The 18,622-nt window shown below is 44.4% G+C and carries 14 protein-coding genes and 1 pseudogene; 4 read left to right on the forward strand and 11 right to left on the reverse strand.

Annotated features, from left to right (window positions below):
• Positions 1-136: 136 nt before the first annotated feature.
• The 7 genes and pseudogenes from H5715_RS10655 to H5715_RS10685 form a co-directional block, all read right to left on the reverse strand.
• On the reverse strand, positions 137-1,345 hold the full coding sequence (locus tag H5715_RS10655) for a glycosyltransferase family protein (protein WP_075187314.1): 1,209 nt from the start codon (positions 1,343-1,345) through the stop codon (positions 137-139).
• Positions 1,346-1,430: 85 nt separating this feature from the next.
• On the reverse strand, positions 1,431-3,953 hold the full coding sequence (locus tag H5715_RS10660) for a choice-of-anchor Q domain-containing protein (RefSeq protein WP_075187315.1): 2,523 nt from the start codon (positions 3,951-3,953) through the stop codon (positions 1,431-1,433).
• A 282-nt stretch (positions 3,954-4,235) separates the two neighbouring features.
• Positions 4,236-4,667, reverse strand: a complete 432-nt coding sequence (locus H5715_RS10665; RefSeq protein WP_221892289.1) for a hypothetical protein — start codon at positions 4,665-4,667, stop codon at positions 4,236-4,238.
• 45 nt (positions 4,668-4,712) lie between these two features.
• Positions 4,713-5,558 (reverse strand): REP-associated tyrosine transposase, encoded by an 846-nt coding sequence (locus H5715_RS10670; protein WP_185906519.1) that lies wholly within the window; start codon positions 5,556-5,558, stop codon positions 4,713-4,715.
• 350 nt (positions 5,559-5,908) lie between these two features.
• A complete protein-coding gene (locus H5715_RS10675; protein ID WP_139309908.1) occupies positions 5,909-6,328 on the reverse strand; it encodes a hypothetical protein in 420 nt (139 codons plus the stop codon).
• Positions 6,329-6,354: 26 nt separating this feature from the next.
• A pseudogene (locus H5715_RS10680) lies at positions 6,355-7,086 on the reverse strand (RHS repeat-associated core domain-containing protein); the annotation flags it as partial.
• 484 nt (positions 7,087-7,570) lie between these two features.
• Positions 7,571-7,984 (reverse strand): hypothetical protein, encoded by a 414-nt coding sequence (locus H5715_RS10685; protein WP_075187542.1) that lies wholly within the window; start codon positions 7,982-7,984, stop codon positions 7,571-7,573.
• A 1,202-nt stretch (positions 7,985-9,186) separates the two neighbouring features.
• Here H5715_RS10685 and H5715_RS10690 point away from each other — a divergent pair.
• The 4 genes from H5715_RS10690 (at position 9,187) to H5715_RS10705 (ending at position 15,540) form a co-directional block, all read left to right on the forward strand.
• Positions 9,187-10,371 carry an efflux RND transporter periplasmic adaptor subunit gene (locus H5715_RS10690; RefSeq protein ID WP_221892290.1) on the forward strand — a complete coding sequence of 395 codons (1,185 nt, stop codon included), beginning with the start codon at positions 9,187-9,189 and terminating at the stop codon, positions 10,369-10,371.
• Positions 10,372-12,312: a MacB family efflux pump subunit gene (locus H5715_RS10695; RefSeq protein WP_221892291.1), complete on the forward strand. Its 1,941-nt coding sequence runs from the start codon at positions 10,372-10,374 to the stop codon at positions 12,310-12,312.
• A 746-nt stretch (positions 12,313-13,058) separates the two neighbouring features.
• Positions 13,059-13,553, forward strand: coding sequence for a hypothetical protein (locus tag H5715_RS10700; RefSeq protein WP_075187544.1), 495 nt, complete (start codon positions 13,059-13,061; stop codon positions 13,551-13,553).
• Between the two features lie 1,192 nt (positions 13,554-14,745).
• Positions 14,746-15,540: a MipA/OmpV family protein gene (locus H5715_RS10705; RefSeq protein ID WP_175574330.1), complete on the forward strand. Its 795-nt coding sequence runs from the start codon at positions 14,746-14,748 to the stop codon at positions 15,538-15,540.
• A 698-nt stretch (positions 15,541-16,238) separates the two neighbouring features.
• Here H5715_RS10705 and H5715_RS10710 read toward each other — a convergent pair.
• From H5715_RS10710 to H5715_RS10725, 4 genes are all read right to left on the reverse strand, one after another.
• Positions 16,239-16,622 carry a hypothetical protein gene (locus H5715_RS10710; RefSeq protein ID WP_139309911.1) on the reverse strand — a complete coding sequence of 128 codons (384 nt, stop codon included), beginning with the start codon at positions 16,620-16,622 and terminating at the stop codon, positions 16,239-16,241.
• Positions 16,603-17,076: a RidA family protein gene (locus H5715_RS10715; protein WP_075187546.1), complete on the reverse strand. Its 474-nt coding sequence runs from the start codon at positions 17,074-17,076 to the stop codon at positions 16,603-16,605. The genes H5715_RS10710 and H5715_RS10715 overlap by 20 nt, the downstream gene beginning before the upstream one ends.
• 291 nt (positions 17,077-17,367) lie before the next feature.
• Positions 17,368-17,643, reverse strand: coding sequence for a hypothetical protein (locus tag H5715_RS10720; RefSeq protein WP_139309912.1), 276 nt, complete (start codon positions 17,641-17,643; stop codon positions 17,368-17,370).
• Positions 17,644-17,809: 166 nt separating this feature from the next.
• Positions 17,810-18,244 carry a hypothetical protein gene (locus tag H5715_RS10725; protein ID WP_075187548.1) on the reverse strand — a complete coding sequence of 145 codons (435 nt, stop codon included), beginning with the start codon at positions 18,242-18,244 and terminating at the stop codon, positions 17,810-17,812.
• Positions 18,245-18,622 lie beyond the last annotated feature (378 nt).

Consider the following 18,622-nt stretch of genomic DNA (forward strand, 5'->3'; position numbering starts at 1 on the left):
ATTAATTCGACAGACTGTCAGTACTAAAAAAACCAATCGAACAAATTAATGGCTATCATTACTATGGGCGCTATTAATCCTTATCCTGTATTAAATCTGATGCTTCATTCTGTCTATACAGAAAACGCATTTTTCGCTACCCTATATCATTCCCTTTATTTCCGACCATACTCGTAATTAAATCCCTTAACTGATCAGCAGGCGACAACAGTCTTGAGCGGTACTTAGCCGCAAAGGCTTCCACTTTGGTTCGAATGGTATCCGAATATAACAACATCTCTCGAAAATGCTTACTAATACTTTCTGGTTTTCCAGGATCAGCAATGCTTGCCAGGCTAGATTTAAAGAGGGTTTTTGAGAAAATAAGCTGCTCCATTTGTAAGGGAATTGCCAATTGAGGAATTCCCAGCAACGCAAGCTGTGATGCGGAGTTAAAATTGCCGTTTGTCACAGCGAAAGCACATTCTTTTGCCACTAACTGTAGATCCAGCGGATCACTTTCAAAACAAATGTTGTCGCACTCAAACTGATTCAGCAAAACCGGATCAACACTGCTTGAACAAAATATAACAGGGACTCCAGACTGCCTTAATTCGTAGAGCAATGTCTTTATTTGAGGAAACATATGACTGTAAACAAATATTTTTTTGCCTTTTACATTTGTCCAATTTGGCGTTTTACCCGGCAAGGTGGGAGGAACACCAACATACTGTTCGGAACTTCTACTTGGAAAATGGTCTAGTTCCGGGTAAGCAGTGAGCAACGAAGCATCCACGGTTTTGTAGATATCACTTAATTGTAAAATCTGCGAACAACCAAATGACTGGAGCACAGTGTTTATTTTAACGACCAGCTCCGTCTCAAACACCTTGAACTTTTCCAAATCGGCTTGACTTAATTGCTCCGATAAAAAAACAGCCATTGGATAGGTTTGTGGCGGACAAAGAAACCCAGAACCCATCACTACTTTTTTAAAGTCAAACGCCCTGGCAGCCAGGAGTGCGCTGGGGCTATGATCAAATATAACGATATCCGGCTGTACTAGCTGAAAAAGCGTGCGCCATGCATGCATTAACGCCGCTAAGCTATTCGCTGTGGAAAAGCCGCTGTTATGAAGTAGATGCGCGTAACAGCGTGGAGAGGAGACAGGATTGGCAGTGTTACCTTGAAAGTGCGGCGCCTGCAGTAGTTTTACGTCAAGCGCTTCAACCAATTGATGTGCATGCTGTAAGCTCTGCACAGCAGCGAACAGTTCGTGTTGCTGAAGCGAGTCACAATAGTGTTTTATTGGGATAATGTGGCCTAACCCAAAACCCATTTCCCAAACGAATAAGATTCTAGCCATGACTGGAGTATATACGCCTATATGGACTGATGCATTTCATTCAACGTGAATGCATCAGTCTCACCATTAAAGGTCTTTCACAAAATTAGTGAATCACTTTACGCTTTCTAATACCTAATACGCCTAACATCATAATCAACCATGACACGCCAAAAGCACCGCCACCACCGGATGATTTATTTGTCTCACCATTTTCATTGCCCGGGTTTTCTGTTGGAATTGGTGTAGCTATGGGTGAATCAGTAGGAACCGGCGTTACTGTTGGTATTGGTGTGGCCGTTGCAACAATCCCAGCATCAATCATTAGACTCTTTTCAGCGGTTAAAAAACCGTCACTGACTGTTATCTGAAGATTAACGGGCAATTCAGAATAACCGGTTTCAGTTAACTGGCCACTTAGCACACCATTTTCCGCCAAACTAAGTCCCTCTGGCAGCCCCTGCGCGGAATACGTTAAATCAGCCCCTTCTGGATCAGAGCCATATTGTGATAAGTCTTCATTTATATCCTGCCCTGCGATTAGGGTACGTTTTGGTAAATCATCGAGAATGGGGTTCTGATTGACCAATGACAATATAAACGAGGTGTTTACTGAATTAACCCCATCACTAATCTCGAGAGGAATAGTCGCTGGCAATTGCTCGATATCTGTAAGACTTAATTTCCCTGACAATCTCCCGTCATCCGTCAGCGAAAAACCATCTAACAAGGTATCGCCTACGGAATAATTCAGCTCGGCCGCCTCTGCATCAGTAACACTTTCTGACAGTTCATAACTGACATCAACGCCAACCTGAACACCGAACTCCAGGGCTTTGCTAACTTCAGGGGGCAAATTATTCTGAACGAAACTGACTGTCGCCTCTACACGATTCTGCCCGTCAGTAACACCGATATTAATATCCGCCGGAAAAGTAAATTGGTTGATTGCCGTAACATCAAATTCACCATACAACTCTCCTTCTGGGGATAAAGCATAATAATCAGAAGGCTCGTCCAGGCTAAAGACAAGCGTATCCCCTTCTCGATCAGAAAAATGGGATGCAAAGTCAACTGAAAATGGCCTATTTACAGTGACTTCAACTGAATCGATAGGCGCCTCTACTTTTGGTGGCTGATTACGAAACTCTATCGCTCCAATATCGACACCATCACCAACGATCCGATCAAACCCTTCACCTCGCTGATCATATTCAGGTAACCCATCAACATTTATATTTTCAATATCAATTAACGGACTACCAGGTAGGGGTTCATAAGAGTACATCGGATATTCACCATCGACTCCCACACGAACACCGCCATTATCAGCTAAATCGGCTAACATCGGATTCACGCCAAAAATATTTGAGCCGGGGGTCAACTCTTCAAAAACACCATTATCACTTGTTCCTATCAAGCTGTTTTCTACATAAACTGGCCCAGAAATAATATCCGTTCCTCCATTTTCTGTCCGAGAGGCTATAACGCTATTGATTACGCGAACACCTGTAACACCTTCATCGATATATAATGCTTTTCCTTCAGCGGCATCGTTATCAATTAACGTTGAGCTAACAATATCAATATTGACGTCTCCTTCAGAATTAAATAAACGAATAACACCTCCTTTGTCTCCTCCCATATTTTCACTGAAAGTACTGTTTGTTATTGAAACGACAGCCCCCCCGTAGTTGAGCGAATACAGACTAAACAAACTATCGTCAGCAACATTACCATGATAAAAATCATCTTCAACATGAACGATATTTGCTCGATAAATAGGCGCATTATTTTCAATATATGTATTGTGAATAGAGGTTACATCTCGGTCATAAATAACTGACCCTCCAGAATTATTTCTAAAAACGCTATTTTTAATAATAGTTGAGCACGAAGTCAGTGAAAATACAGCTGCTCCTGAACCGCGTACAGAATTATTCTCAAACAATGAGTCTTCGATTCGCAAGCTCCCGTTATTACAATATACTGCTCCTCCATAACCATAGGAATTGAAATCTTTAACTGTCGAATCATATATTTCAGCACCAGCCATCAACCGAGTTGGATAAGTAAAGCCAGAGATTATGGATGATTTAATTGTTGTGAAGCCGTGAGACCGCAAAGGACTTTGAGTCTGTAACTCTCCGGCATTCGTTAACTTAACAGCGGCTAGCTGTAAAACTGCGTCAGACCTAATCATGTTCCGATCAACCTTTGCGCCAGCAACAGTGTTAATCGATAGATTTGAAATCGTTGCTTCGGCAGAGATAATATCAAAAACTTGCGAAGAGACCGGATTCGATAGAATGGTGTTTTCGGCCCCCAACCCGGTAATAGAAACCGAATCAGTAACTTCAATTAGTGAATTAAGCAAAATATCGTATGTCGTTATTGAAGAATCAAAAACAACTTCATCAGCGCCTTCAAGCGCGTTTGCATCCAACACCGCTTGTCGAAGACTTCCTGCACCACTATCGTTGGTATTAGTCACAGTGAACGTTTCAGCATTGGCTATAGAGGTACCCGCAGCAATACAACTAATTGCAACGACAAGAAGGTTTTTTTTCATTTTTAGCGTAATCGGTTGAACGTCAGTTGATATTGTTGATGAATTGTTTCGTCCCATCAGTACTGCTCCATTTTACAGAGGATTTAGAAATTTTAGTCGATACTTACCAGAAGTTACTAGACTTGCACATTCGAGGTGTTGGGATATTTGACACAGTCATACATTCCAACATATAGGAAACCATCCCCCAACACCCAAGCGCGGAATTATACTGGAAAGACAAAGCAAAGCTTTGTCATTTGTCGCATTTTTGATCGCCTTTTGAACGATACCCCTTCCCGCTGTATTAACCCTGTTTATTCCGCAGCTCCACGGTCAATGCTTATCTACAGCAACACGCTAATGCTTAATCATATTGCTAGCAATCTCTAGCACCGCCTCCAACTCCGAACACCCCTTCTCCTCCATAATCTTCGCCCGCTCCCGCTTTTCATGCTTCTCCGTCATGGCCAACGCTAGCGCAATCGGTGGCGGGACATTGCGGAATAGTGCTTGTACCTTGTCGGCAATAATCACCCCTTCTGTGTATTTCCCCGGTTCTTTGTGGGCGGCCAGTAGCATGCTTTTTTGCTCTAGGGTTAGGTCTTTGAATCGTGCAATTTGCTCAATCTGCTCTTTGGGGCAGACCATCGCAATACACCATTCAAACATCCCCAGCAGCTTTTTCGCTGAATTCGGAAAATCTTCCATATTTTGGGTGGCGAGCCATAACCAAGCGCCCAGCTTGCGCCACATTTTGACGATTTTGACGAGGTATGGGGCCAATAGCATATTGGTGAACCGATACGGTCTGAGATGTAGAGCGTATGCCTGGGGTCAAGTCTTGCCTTTTGCCTTTCTTAATATCCTGCTGACCCGTGAATAATGCAAACCAAAGTGCTCACCTATTTCTTTCATGCTATAGCCGCCACTGGCGTACGCTTGGCTGATGGCGGTATTCCGGTCTGCTTCGGCAGCTTCGTACCAGGCGAGAGGTTTTGGTGCAGCACGCCGCCGGCTTGATGGTCTTTCTGACAGCTCTTTGCTGCCGTCAATAAGCTGCTGCATCTGTTCAACAAACTCTTCGTCACCCAGATATACCTGGTTTTTTAGCGTTCCCCACAGGGAGGGCTGGCCTTTACCTTGGCGAACAAAGTCTTTATAGGCAGTTATGGCGCGTGTTTTCTGATGCCCAAATGCCGCGAGCAGCCATTCGGTCTGCAACCCGCCGGTCTCTTTGGCCTGGCCGATGGTGGCGCGGTAGCTACTCCAGGGCCAATCTTTTGCGTGTCGCACCATACCCGCACGCACGGGGTTAAGAACAATATAACGGGCCACCTCCAATAAATAACCATTTTTATCAACCAGGATTGCTTTATAACGTCCTTGAAAGACATGCCCGAAGCGGGTGTGGTTGTGGTTAAAGCGCTGTGTATACACGCCATTAAGATGGCGCATACCTTTGGAAAGGTTGGCATCAGGCGTTTCAATCAAAAGATGGTAGTGATTCGACATCTGGCAGTAGGCATGACACACCCAGTTGTATCGGTCACAGGCTTCAGTCAAAACCGCGAGAAACAGCTCACGGTCTTTATCCGTTAAGTAAATATCTTCACGCCGATTTCCGCGCGAGGTGATGTGATAAAGCGCACCAGCAAACTCCAAGCGTAGAGGTCTGGCCATAATCTTTGCCTGTTTTATCAACTATTGGATAAATCGAAACCTACTCCAGCGGTAGGCAAAAGGCAAGACTTGACCCCATGCCCCTAAAATAAAAAGCCCCAGTCAATGACTAGGGCTTTGGATGGGTGTCTCGATTATTTTGTAGATTGCTTTACCAAGGCTTCGGATTTCAGTTTAACTGTCGGGAAAATATGTCTGTCCCCATTGTTTTCATGACAAGAAGTTGGTGTTTAGGGTGAGGGATTAAAAAGAAAAAGGCACTCGGTGATTTCTCAAAGAGTGCCTATCCTAGCTATTTATTGCGCCATAAGTTTGATCTGACCCACATATCCCACATATCCTAATTATTTCTACTTAGGCTTTAGTTTTTCACCTTCATAATTCAATTCATATTCAATCAGCCAACCACACCCATCGCCGTAAGAAGCCTGAATAAAATTATGATCAGACATACTTTCAGAAAGCATATACCAGACGTGAACTTTTCCACCTTCCTTTTGAATTTCTAATGGAAATAAAAATTCCGTCTTATCATCAATATTCGGGACTGACTTAACAATAAAAACACTTGATAACTCCGCTCCATTAATTTGGGAAGGCAACTTTAAAATCACATCTATTTCTTTCTCAGAGAAATCAGCTGAAAAACTTATTTTATCTAAGTACATCTTGCTGAGTTTCTTTATAGCTTTTTCATCACTAAAACAAGTATCCCCATACACAGAGAAGCTATAAAAAAAAGCTAATAGCGAAAAAACCATCGACTTCATAGTGTATCTAAAATGAAATTTAAAATTTATGGCCATACCGTACTCATTACATGATCAGGATTTATTACCCTTTTTTCTTTGGATAATTTTTTAAATGCTCTTTTTTGTGCAAAATTACCACTGTAACGGTATGCAATATTTCCCACAAACGTCTGATCCTCTAAGCCTGCGTTGTGCAATGATTCATGCCCTGCCGACCAAGCCGTAGCGTTTGTTCCATCACCAAACCTTGAGTGGCCAGTGTCAATCGTCATAGTTTTTCCACCAACCACAGCTTCAGCAAAACCACCTCCAGAAGTCGCTCCAGCATTCGCGATATAACCCCCCGAACCGTCGTCGTTTAGAGCCTTAGCGCCTGCGTCCAATGAACTAGCCATCGAATTTAGATCATTAGCAGAATATCCATCACCATTAACCTCCCCCTCTCCTAAACCACCAGCTTCATTACGTAAACCTGACGCAGCTCCAGTCATTTCCGACGCTGCTTGCTTTTGGGCTGTGTCAAATTTTTCCCAATCCTCATCACTCCAACCATCACCTTTACCGTACATCCCTGTCGGGTCAGTCATATTCATCGGATCATTCCCCACATACGCATAAAGATTCATCTGATCCTCATACCCCACCGGATCCGTTTGCAAGAACCGCCCCATATCAGGTGCGTAGAACCTCGCCTTGTAGTAATACAGCCCTAAATCTGGAAACCAAGCTTGTCCTGTATAACCAAAACGCCCTCTGTTTTCAAGCCCTGGAAGACCGTATTCATCATAGGTATTTGAATAGTTTAAAGCACCAGAGTAATTAGGTGAAGAGTCTTACTCGCTAATGTGCTAGCGGATAAAACCAAAAAGCCCCGGCCATCTCTGGCTAGGGATTTTGCAGCTTACGGGAAAATAATTTCAAAAACCGCTTAATGTCAAATGTAAGGCCTTCCCCCTTAGTTGGACCCCTTAGCTGTTTGATGGGTTGTAATTATTATAGCTATAGGTTACATCGCTACTGCTCAACGTTGCAAAACATGGGCTCACGCAAATTACTTCGAGCCTAAAAGATGGCGACATACGATTGGTTCAGATTAAGCCACGAGCGAGGAAAAAACGTAACAAGTATTCGCATAGCGTCCTAACAGGACTACAAAAAATCATCATTTATAATCAGTTACCCACAACCCATATTTTGTATTTTAGTTACCTGCCATTTAAGCAGATTACCCTAACATAATCACGCCCATGAAAATTATTATCACCTTTTCGTAGCATGCCTCTTAAAAAAATACACATATGTAGTAGAAACAATAAAAAACGCTATCGCTAAACCGACGGCTATGAGCGAGTAACCATGGCAACCGCCCTTAACCCCGATGTAAAGTTCGAAAGGGCTCGAAATACCGATATAAATCATAAATACGCCTAATGGCGCTAACGGTAATGAATTAGCTATTAGTGCCACCTTAAAATAAATATTACTACTCTGAACTTGGTGCCAGTCTATGTACTGCCCAGAAAGATATTTTGGTGTACAAACCCAAACCACTACTGCAATACCGATAGCAGTTAAAAATAAATCCATTATCACTATTGGGACACCAAAGTATTCAAAAATGGCATCTATGACAATTGCCACAACAACAAATACAACTGTTACAATTTTCTTCATCACTCAACATCCACTCCAGTACACAACACCCTGCTCAGCAGCGCCAAGCCGGAGAGGTTTTTGTGGCAACGTTTAGCGCTGTAAAACACACGAACAGCGTCGGCTTGGGTTTGCATTTTGTGATTTTCTCAGAAGAATGTAATAAAGCATTGTTTGATATTTACCTTGAACTTTTGACGCTTTCAACGTTTCTTGGGTTTGAGAAAAGTCGATGAATAGTTCCAGAACAACCGTTGTAGCAGCGCATACTGCCAGCCAAAGGCAAACATTACACAAAAGCGTTGATACCACTAAGCCTAAGTAGAAACAGGGAGGTTGGCAACAATATCATAATTGGTACCAACCGAATGATATTCTGAATTAAGTCATAAAGACTCATGGAGAACTCGGATGAATAACGCCTACAATAACGGGCCGCAGTGTAGGTGCCAATTGTCGAAACGGGGGTCCGAGCCAGCTTGCCGGCGTGTTTGGTTATTTTTTAACTACATGCAGCACAATGAACCGTAACAGCTGATTAATTGTCAAGAACAAGAGCACACATAAAACCACCGTTACCATTAGCTCGGGGATAGATAATGAAAGCATCTCTACCCTATTGTCGCCGAGCTCACACGCACCCGAATTTGTAACCATTCCCCCCCTATCCAGGCAATAATCGACACGCAGAAAAGTATTTATTTTCATCCCCACGTACGTACACACCACGGAAGAAATGACGGCAATGATTGATTTATGAGATTTTTTCATAAGTAAACACATAACGTCTCATTAACAGGCCATATTGTTAAGGCAATATTTGTACGATAAACATTCCGCCAACGACAATTGCAAACAATGTAAATAGCAACTGCATATTTAATTGTATAGGCCCCGTGAATGCGTATTTCCAGGTAACACCAAACTCAAGATATGTCCAACTACAGGAATTCCAAATAAAGGGTTAGCTACACCAAACCGGCTAATTGAAGTCAGTATAGAACCTATACTTGTTGCATCTCAACTTGTTTAAAAAACGGCATCTATTAGCGTTGTTTCAGGGGCAGCCGCCCACCCATGTGTTACCCGATGCTAATGCGCCGTAGCCCTTCTTGTTGTAGCGCTAACTTTACCTAAATTTACACTCCGTTAACCCAAGTTAGCACTTAAACCGTTCATACTGGTTACTACACCCACCAACCGACACAGGCAGTATAAACACTGTGACCATACGCAAACTCGTCAAGCTCAGCTTAATATTTATTCTTCTCACCATACTCGGCGTTGCGGCTTACGCGCTGCTACCATCGCCAGATGCACCTGAATATGCTACGGCATCCGTTTACAGGGGTGCCATTGAGCAAACGGTTCTGGCGAACGGCATGATACAGGCTTCAAAACTTGTGAGTGTTGGCGCACAGGAATCTGGTCAGATTGTCAGTCTCCCGGTGGAACTTGGTCAAAAAGTGAAAAAAGGTGATCTCATTGCGCAAATCGATAGCCTGACCCAGCAGAACAGTCTGAAAACCGCCAAGGCCGAACTCAAAAGCCTGGAGGCTCAGGTTGAGGCCATTGTGTCTCAAATAAACCTTGCCCAACTCGAATTTAACCGTCAGAAAACCATGCTCGCCAATCACACAAGTGCAAAGGCAGACTATGACATCGCCTCAGCCAACCTGGAAGTTTTACAGGCACAGAAAAACCAATTGAGTGCTGAAATTGCTCGCGCGGAAGTGAACGTGGACAGCGCCAATATCAACCTCGCATATACCACTATCACCGCCCCTATGGACGGCACTGTTGTCTATTTAGCGGTGGAACTTGGCCAAACCGTTAACGCCAAACAAAACACACCAACTATCGTTGAACTGGCCGAGCTCGATACTATGACTGTGAAGGCACAAATTTCTGAAGCGGATATTATTCACGTGCAACCAAGCCAAGCCGTTTATTTTTCTATTCTGGGAGATCAACGGCAAAGGTATAGCGCAACACTAAAAGCCATTGAGCCTGGCCCCACCTCCATGAATGGCAATGATATCAACATGTCCCCTGACGATAGTGAAGCGATTTATTACAACGCACTGTTCTATATTGAAAACCCCGAGCAAAAACTGCGTATTGGCATGACGGCCGAGGTTTCGATTGTGCTCAATAAAGCTGACAGTGCCTTACTGGTACCGTCGCAAATCCTCAAGAAAAAAAGTGGCCGTAACACCTATTTAATTGAGGTGCTGGAAGGCAACACCATTGAGCTTCGAGAAGTAGAGGTCGGCATTAATAATAGAATGCAGGCAGAAATACTCGCGGGGCTCGAGGAAAATGAACGCATTATTTTAGCCTCTGGCGCAGCGGGTGGCCACAACATTCCCCAGCGCCGCATGAGGCCAGCAAGGATGCCTTTCTAAATGATGAGCACAAGCCTGCTACACCTTACCAATGTCTCTCGCTGCTACCCCGCTGGCGACCAGACGCTAACGGTTCTAAAGAATGTAAACGTAACCATAGAGCGAGGTGAATTTCTCGCGGTGGTTGGGTCATCCGGGTCGGGTAAGTCTACACTGATGAATATCCTCGGTTGTTTAGATAAGCCCTCGAGTGGCAACTACCTGATCGACGGCAAAGATACCGCTTACATGAGTGCTGATGAGCTGGCAACGCTTCGCCGAGAGCGTTTTGGTTTTATTTTTCAGCGCTACCATTTATTAAATGATCTTTCAGCCCTGGCAAACACAGAAATACCGGCAGTCTATGCGGGTGAAAAAAAAGAGGCCAGAAGGCAACGGGCCAGCAGTCTTCTTACGCGCCTCGGCCTAGCTGAACGCCTGCAACATAAACCGAGCGAATTGAGTGGCGGACAGCAACAACGCGTGAGCATTGCACGCGCGCTAATCAATGGTGGCGAGATTATTCTGGCTGATGAGCCTACGGGAGCCCTGGACAGCCGCAGCGGTAACGAGATGATGAGTTTACTGAAGGAGCTGCATCGGGAAGGCCACACCATTATTATCGTTACCCATGACAGAAACGTGGCCGGTTACGCCGATCGCGTTATAGAGATTGAAGACGGTACAATTGTCAGCGACCGCATTTCCCGCGAGCCACCGCCTAGAACAACCGAAGTGAGACCCGAAAAAAAGAAAGCCGTGCTCTCGTTAACCTCTTTCGCTGAGACCATGAAAATGGCTCTGGTCGCCATGTCGAGCCACCGCCTCCGTACATTCTTAACCATGCTGGGCATAATCATTGGAATCGCCTCGGTGGTATCCGTTGTTGCTCTCGGTGAAGGTTCCAGTAAAGCGGTACTGGAAAATATCAATTCCATGGGAACCAACACCATTGCTGTTAGCCCTGGCAAAGGCTTTGGTGATAGACGCTCACAGCGGGTACGTACTCTGGTTGCAGCAGATGCGGATGCTCTGAACAATCTGCCTTTTGTAGAAGCTATCACGCCCGAGAGTTCTGCTAACCTCAGCGTTCGGTATGGTAACCAAACAATAAACGCTAAAGTTGAAGGCGTTGGGCTCGACTACTTTCAAGTAAGAGGTTACGAAATCGCTGAAGGTCAATTTTGGGGTGAACAAAGCGTTACCGCAAAAGCACAGGAAGCGGTTATTGACGAAAATACCAAGAATGAATTGTTTTCAGATACACAGGCATTAGGGAAAGTGATTTTCCTTGGCAAGCTGCCCGTGAGAATAGTGGGTATCACCCAGAAAAAAGAAAGTGCATTTGGCAACAGTGATTCGCTGAAAATCTGGCTACCCTATACCACCGTAGCAACACGCATAACCGGGCAAAGCTCCCTAGACGCCTTAACCATTCGTATAAAAGATAACACACCGTCTGCAGCGGCGGAGCAGGCCATTATTGCGCTGCTAAAAATGCGTCATGGCAGCGAGGATTTCTTCACCATTAATACAGACACCATCAAAAAAAATATTGAAAAAACGACAGGGACTATGACATTAATGGTCTCTGCTATTGCCGTTATTTCACTTATTGTTGGGGGCATAGGGGTAATGAATATTATGCTGGTTTCTGTCACTGAGCGCACCCGGGAAATTGGTGTACGCATGGCTGTTGGCGCGAGACAAAACGATATTTTGAAACAGTTTTTAACGGAAGCGGTTATTGTATGCCTGGCTGGCGGGCTGATTGGAATCTTTCTTGCGTATTCCGTAGGTTTAATTTTTTCCGGTATTGGTTCCAGTTTTACAATGATTTATACCGCCACCTCTATAGTCACAGCGTTCGTCTGTGCAACGGCAATCGGCATAGCCTTTGGCTTTCTTCCTGCCAGAAACGCAGCGCGACTAGATCCGGTATACGCGCTTTCGAGAGAATAGATATATCAAAAAGTTGCTTTAAAAGGCAACCTCTAACAACGGTTAATTAGATCCCAGATTCCATTAACATTAACAGACAAAACGAACTGCCTGCTATTAACGCAATCCCCTGCGTTCTACATAGTCACGTACAACGATAAACACATCGTCAACACCATCATTGTTGGCATCCCCGTTACCTAAAACTTTACCTCTTGGTAGCCCCATCGTAGTAGCAAATAGACTTTGTTTGCGAAGGTGACTGGAATTTAATTATGGGTGCAATATCGGCCCAGGTTTTCAGTTTGTGCACACTGGGGCGCTTTAATTGGCGACTGCCCCCCATTATTCATACCAGACATATGGTTAAGCTGCCTATGCAACAGTGAGCGGGTATTAAAGCATTGCTTGGCAGCCCGATCCCCAGGGGCTCAATAAACTGCAGATCAGCCCATTTGAGCCTCGAAATATACAGGGCGAAATTAAGTGGCTCGAGGGGTGGCTACTTCAGCGCTTATTTTCTGATCATTTTCTCATCAAAAATTCGTAACATTTCTGAAATAATTTGAACCGCTTCAAATACTCTACTACGCGCTATTGACTCTGCTTCCGCGTATTAATAATTTATGCAACTCAGTGACTCAACGGACGAGGCACTTCTGCGCTTTAATCGTTCATGCTTTGCATTGGCTCCTCACCGAAAGCACTGTTAAACGTGTTTGTGAAAACAGACATTTTAATAAGCCAACAGAAAGGAAGCTCGAACCATGGTACAAAAAAACCGCTTAGACGTTAAAATCTCCGAAGCCGATCTGGCCGATATCAACGCCGCAATTGCCACCCTCAACGATAAACTTGCCCCCCACCTTATTAGCCTTTCCAGCGAAGAGCGCATGGCGCTGCCCAAAATGGGCGACCGAACCAAAGCCTTTGTCGAAAAAGCGCGCGTATACGCAGGGCAATACCCGAACTTTCTGCCCAACTTCGTTAGCCTGGACGCTTTTGATAACGACTTGGCAACTATAGGGGTGTTAGGCAACGTGCTGCGCGGCATACAACCCCTCACAAGCAATTTGGAAGATAGCCATTTGCTCGCTGGCAGTGAGGCTTATCAGGCCGCGTTGATTTACTACCGGAGCATAAAAATGGCATCGGAAAGCGGTATTCCCAATGCCAGTGCCATCTACAAGGACCTTTCGCGACGCTTCGACAACCGGTCTCGCAGCAAAACCCCAGCAGAAACTGAGGAAGTGGTCGCTTAAAAGTGCAAACGTGCTGCAAAAAGCGACCTTTTTGATGCTTTTTACAGCAGGGGGGGTACCTCGGAGGTACCCCTCCCCCTGATTAACCAGCCCCCAGGGCATGTTTTAGCGCCTGAGGGGGGTATTAAAGAACCCCCTCCCCCCTGTTTAACCAAGCCCCCGGGCACCTTTTAGCTCCTGAGGGGGGTATTAAAGAACCCCCTCCCCCCTGTTTAAGCAAGCCCCCGGGCACCTTTTAGCTCGTGAGGGGGGGATTAAAGAACCCCCTCCCCCCTGTTTAAGCAAGCCCCCGGGCACCTTTTAGCTCGTGAGGGGGGGATTAAAGAACCCCCTCCCCCCTGTTTAACCAAGCCCCTGAGCATCTTTTAGCTCCAGAGAACGTGCCTCTAAGATCCGCCCCCTGCAGCTTTTAGCTAGCCTGCAGCGGTTCTTTCAACCCCGCAGGTACCAAGAACGCAGTCTAGAGAAATGGCTGGAGCCGAATACCACGGAAATACTATTGCTCCCCAGGGCGGCGGCCCCCGGTGGCGCTGAACAAATAGCGATGCTTAACCCCAGGCGCTCGGGTATCAAGCCAATTAGACGGCTGGAAACAGAAAAGACTATTTATGGCCCTCGAATGTTTAACCGTGTTTAGCGAACCCCCGCATAAGCCCTACCGGCAAGCCGAAAAAAATACATGCTTAAGGCTAACGACCCGGATCGAAAGCTTCGATCGAATCAGGATCGTGACTCTTCCACGTAAACGAAGCATCTTCCTTTGCGAGCACAGCGGCTTAGCCACCTTACCTTCAGCTCAGCTCAGTTCAGTTCTGTTGTTACTCCGTCACACAAAGATTGAAAGTACCGTATGCGACTTGGGCGTAGCGGTAAATGATGCGCTCGGGCTAGCCGAGCGAAAGCCAAATATTAAGACACAAACCCATCTGCCCCACTTCGGCTGGAAACTTTTAATCGAACCCGCAGTAATAAGGCCGCATTGAATGTAACGGCTTGTAACCGTCTGTAACCGTGTTTAATTGGTTCCGCATGCTAATATCGATTCTCAGTGTTCCAATAACAATTACGACATTATTGCGACATCGATGGTTTACTCTGCCGTGGGTGCTTGCAGTCGCGCAATGATCGAAACGTGGGGCACATGTGACTCCCCGGTATTTCACTACTTATGTTTAATGAGGTTCTGTGTCGAATGAATAAATTACTCTGGCCAGTTTTTCTGTCTGTATTGTCTTGCAACGCAGCGGCCCAAGAAGGATCAGGCAGAGGCGCGGGTGGTGGACCACCACGATTAAGTGTTGGTATCGCAGCAATACTCAGCGACAGCCCCTATGCAGGCGAAGGGGCGCGAGTCATTCCCATTCCGCTGATCACCTATCAGGGTGAAAACTTTTACTTTCGCGGCGTCACCGCCGGGTGGAATGTTGTCCGCAACGAATCGTTCGAGCTTTCTGCAATAACAAAATTTCGCTTTGACGGATTTTCAGTAAACGATCTAGGCAGAGAAGAACTCGCCAGCAATGGCATTGACTACCGATTACTGGAAGATCGCGATCTCGCATTGGATGCAGGCGTAGGCATGAAATGGAAAGGTGAAGCTGGCGAGATAGAACTGGAACTGTTGGCCGATGTGACCGACACAAGTGGAGGCCAAGAGGCATCGGTTCAATATGGCTATCCCGTTCGACTGGGCAATGGCATGATGACACTCAACCTGGGAGCCACCTGGATATCTGAAGACAACGCAAACTACTACTACGGAACGCTAGACGAAGAAGTGGCTCGCGGTGTTATCAATTACAGACCTGACGCAGCCACTATTGCGCACGTCGGTTTTTCCTACTTTCGCCCGCTCGGAAATAAGTGGTCCTTGATGGCGCTAGTGAAATACAGCATGTTGCCCGACGAAATCTCAAATAGCCCTTTCATTGAGCCTGACACCGATAGCACTGTATCAGCCCTTATCGGCATCTCACGCGGATTCTAATGTGGTAGAGGCAAGGCCGGGGTAAAACTACGGCCTGTTTGGATCCATGTAGCGACAAAGTGAGTTGATCGACGCAAAGCGTTAAATGGATTTTTAAGGTGAAGAAAAAACTCTTCAACCTCTACACGACAATTTATGACTTACATTTAATTTTAAAATAACCAAAGGTTTTTACGTATAAGTGTCGAAGGTGAAAGTGTGTGTGTAAAAGATCAACAAGCCAAAACCATTGGTTTTAACGTCCCTTTTCGGCCAAAAGCGGACATTCAAGAGAAAGGCAAGTATCAAGACCTGCCCCCATATACCCTCGAGAAAATGGAAAAAAGTTTATTAACTACGCGTAAACTCTTTCACTAGCATTAACATCGACATACTTGTTAACGGCACACAAAAAATTGGCCTAATGACTTTCCCTCGTATTATAGACAGGGAATCTGATTTAGTCTTCAGTGAAAAATCTGATCCTAGTGAATATATCTTTTATCCTATAACTCATAACGCCGCGGTAAGTTACTGAAACGAAGTTGCTATTTTTGTTCTATTTGAGCACAAAATAGCAACGTAGTGGAGGTCGACTTGACTGCCTTGTATGTTTTTCCCATATCGAAGGAAATATGTTATTAAAGTGACTCCTTGCAACCAACTTGAGTTGTGTAAGTCTCGCCATATTTTCTCGCTATTTTAGAACAGTAATATTTTCAATTTTTACACTCTGCTACCCAAGCCTCTGACATGCCTAAAGCTAAATCAACCACATTCAAAATAGATATATCGCTTGGTGCACACCCAATAAACCCTGAATTTTCTACTCTGTATATTGCATCTGAAAACCTACCATCAATAGAATTTTTCTCTGTTGTAGGCTGTATAGCACACGCACTCAGAAAGCTAACGAAAAAAATAAAATTGCCCTTCTCATAAATATTCCCTATTTTTAGATTAACGCCCGCCATATGCGGCAAATTTGGAGTGGATTGATTTTGTGTTAGCGTAGCGTAAAACACAAAAACGAGCGACGGAAAATTTGCCCAGCCAGCTTGCTGGCGGTGCATGATGGCTTTGTTAAGCTGGGCTGATCTCAACAACCCCTTCAACTTCAACAGCTACATTGTACGGGAGCGAGCTCACACCTACTGCCAGACGCGTATGCTTACCTTTCTCACCAAATACCTCGATAAATAGCTCTGAAGCCCCATTCATAACTTGAGATTGCCCATGAAAATCGGGTGTCGAGTTTACATAACCCGCCAAGCGTATAATCTTGACAACACGATCCAGATCACCATCCAAAGCCTTATCAACCTGAGAAAGAAGATTTAATGCGCAAATGCTCGCGGCCTTACTCCCTTCGTTAGTATCGAACTCTGCTCCAAGTTTTCCAGTAAACAGACGATCACCATTCCAGTGGCACAGCTGGCCTGTTAAGAACAATAGACTCCCAGATATATGGTATGGAACATAACTACCACCAGGATTACTTGGCTCAGGCAGTTCAATATCTAACTCCTTTATACGAGCTTTAATTTTTCCTAACATAAGTCATTCCTTCAATTTATGTGAAACTTAACAATATTATTGGGGTGCAATATCCCGTGTTTAAACACGGATATTGCCGCATAACTCTCAAAGCAAAACTAGTAAGCCAGAGTAACTTGATTTTTCACTTGGGTCGCCAATCTTAAGGTCAAACCAAACCATAACTTTTCGTAGGTTCATATTCATAACGCCTAGCTTACCGGCCCATTTTGCGGAGAGCGTTTGTATAAAATGGAGCAAAGCGACATACACAAACGAGCGTAGCAAAATGGGCCCGTGTGTAGCGATTTGTTATGTTTTTGATTGGATTGATTTTAATGCCATTGAATGTACTTGTACCAACACACTACTAACACCAAGAACAATACCAAAGAATATTACTATAGCGAGCGGTGAACCAAAATATTGCATGGTAATACCGCTTCCGCTCTCGCATCCTTCGAGAATACCAAGCCAAACCCCTCCGGATTCAATACAAACAATTTGAACCTTTGTACGTATAAAATAAACCAATCCCATTGCGCAAACAATCGCTGAAATAGATAAGCAAACAAACCATTTTTTCACTGTACTTACCTAGAATTCAGATGAAAATTGATAAAAAACATAACGTAGCCATTTGGCACCACTTTGTAGTTGTTTTGATCTGCTCTATCAAAGTACAAATTGAAGCGACGGAAAAGTGGTCGCTACGATGGCCGTGTTAACTTTTACTTAATTGATGATATTTCGATTAAAACTCAAGTGAATTTTCAAACCCTGGATACTGGTTGTAATAAATCAGTGCTGCATCGGAGCCAAGATAACCCTTAAGCTTATCTAATATTTCTTCTTCCACTTTACCGTTTGCCTGAGAAGTTATGCTATAAATTGTTTTTCCATCAGGCATAAAGTCAGCACCAAGCATGACTTTACCATCTAAGATTTTTGACTGACCATTCCAGAAAAAAAGACCGCTATAGCTTGGAGTATCGGCAAAGCAACTAATCATATCCTGTTCTGACTCAAAGAGTATCTCTTCGTTTTCAGGATGACAATGATAGTCTGGGGCTAAATGATCTCGTTCATATAAAAAGTGGGCTAAAAATTTGCGTACATTTTCAGACGATCTATAATTCGATAAAACGCAGCAAATTGCATCTGTATTTTGCCAGTCTACATCATTCATGATTTCTCAGTTTGGAATTAACGCCTTGCTTTTCAGCATTTTTGGAGTTGCAGATTTTGTGCTAACAAGCACAAAAAATACGACGGAAAAAATGTCAGCAACAGCAACTTTTTAGGGCACCGAATTGAACTCCACGAACAGCACAGTAACGTTGCCCTGATTGTTTTTAAAAAACTCTACCACTGAAAGCTCGTAGTTGCCAATGGGCCATACTTCCGACACGACTTACTCAACTTTACTACTTGCCGGTAAAAACACTTTCCGACTTCGGGCCAACTTAAGCGGTGAACCTAAAAACAATTAGCACCCATTAATTTTAGTAATACCAACCCCCACAACAGACAGGATATCCAATTACGGAAACATTCAGCTCAGCTA

The organism is Teredinibacter haidensis (assembly GCF_014211975.1).
GTDB lineage: Bacteria > Pseudomonadota > Gammaproteobacteria > Pseudomonadales > Cellvibrionaceae > Teredinibacter > Teredinibacter haidensis.

What these genes read in the sequence shown, in the direction of transcription:
- H5715_RS10715 (WP_075187546.1), bottom strand. Translation starts at nt 17,076, where the DNA reads ATGTTAGGAAAAATTAAAGCTCGTATAAAGGAGTTAGATATTGAACTG.
- H5715_RS10660 (WP_075187315.1), bottom strand. Translation starts at nt 3,953, where the DNA reads ATGGGACGAAACAATTCATCAACAATATCAACTGACGTTCAACCGATT.
- H5715_RS10685 (WP_075187542.1), bottom strand. Translation starts at nt 7,984, where the DNA reads ATGAAGAAAATTGTAACAGTTGTATTTGTTGTTGTGGCAATTGTCATA.
- H5715_RS10675 (WP_139309908.1), bottom strand. Translation starts at nt 6,328, where the DNA reads ATGAAGTCGATGGTTTTTTCGCTATTAGCTTTTTTTTATAGCTTCTCT.
- H5715_RS10670 (WP_185906519.1), bottom strand. Translation starts at nt 5,558, where the DNA reads ATGGCCAGACCTCTACGCTTGGAGTTTGCTGGTGCGCTTTATCACATC.
- H5715_RS10725 (WP_075187548.1), bottom strand. Translation starts at nt 18,244, where the DNA reads ATGAATGATGTAGACTGGCAAAATACAGATGCAATTTGCTGCGTTTTA.
- H5715_RS10665 (WP_221892289.1), bottom strand. Translation starts at nt 4,667, where the DNA reads ATGCTATTGGCCCCATACCTCGTCAAAATCGTCAAAATGTGGCGCAAG.
- H5715_RS10695 (WP_221892291.1), top strand. Translation starts at nt 10,372, where the DNA reads ATGATGAGCACAAGCCTGCTACACCTTACCAATGTCTCTCGCTGCTAC.
- H5715_RS10700 (WP_075187544.1), top strand. Translation starts at nt 13,059, where the DNA reads ATGGTACAAAAAAACCGCTTAGACGTTAAAATCTCCGAAGCCGATCTG.
- H5715_RS10655 (WP_075187314.1), bottom strand. Translation starts at nt 1,345, where the DNA reads ATGGCTAGAATCTTATTCGTTTGGGAAATGGGTTTTGGGTTAGGCCAC.
- H5715_RS10705 (WP_175574330.1), top strand. Translation starts at nt 14,746, where the DNA reads ATGAATAAATTACTCTGGCCAGTTTTTCTGTCTGTATTGTCTTGCAAC.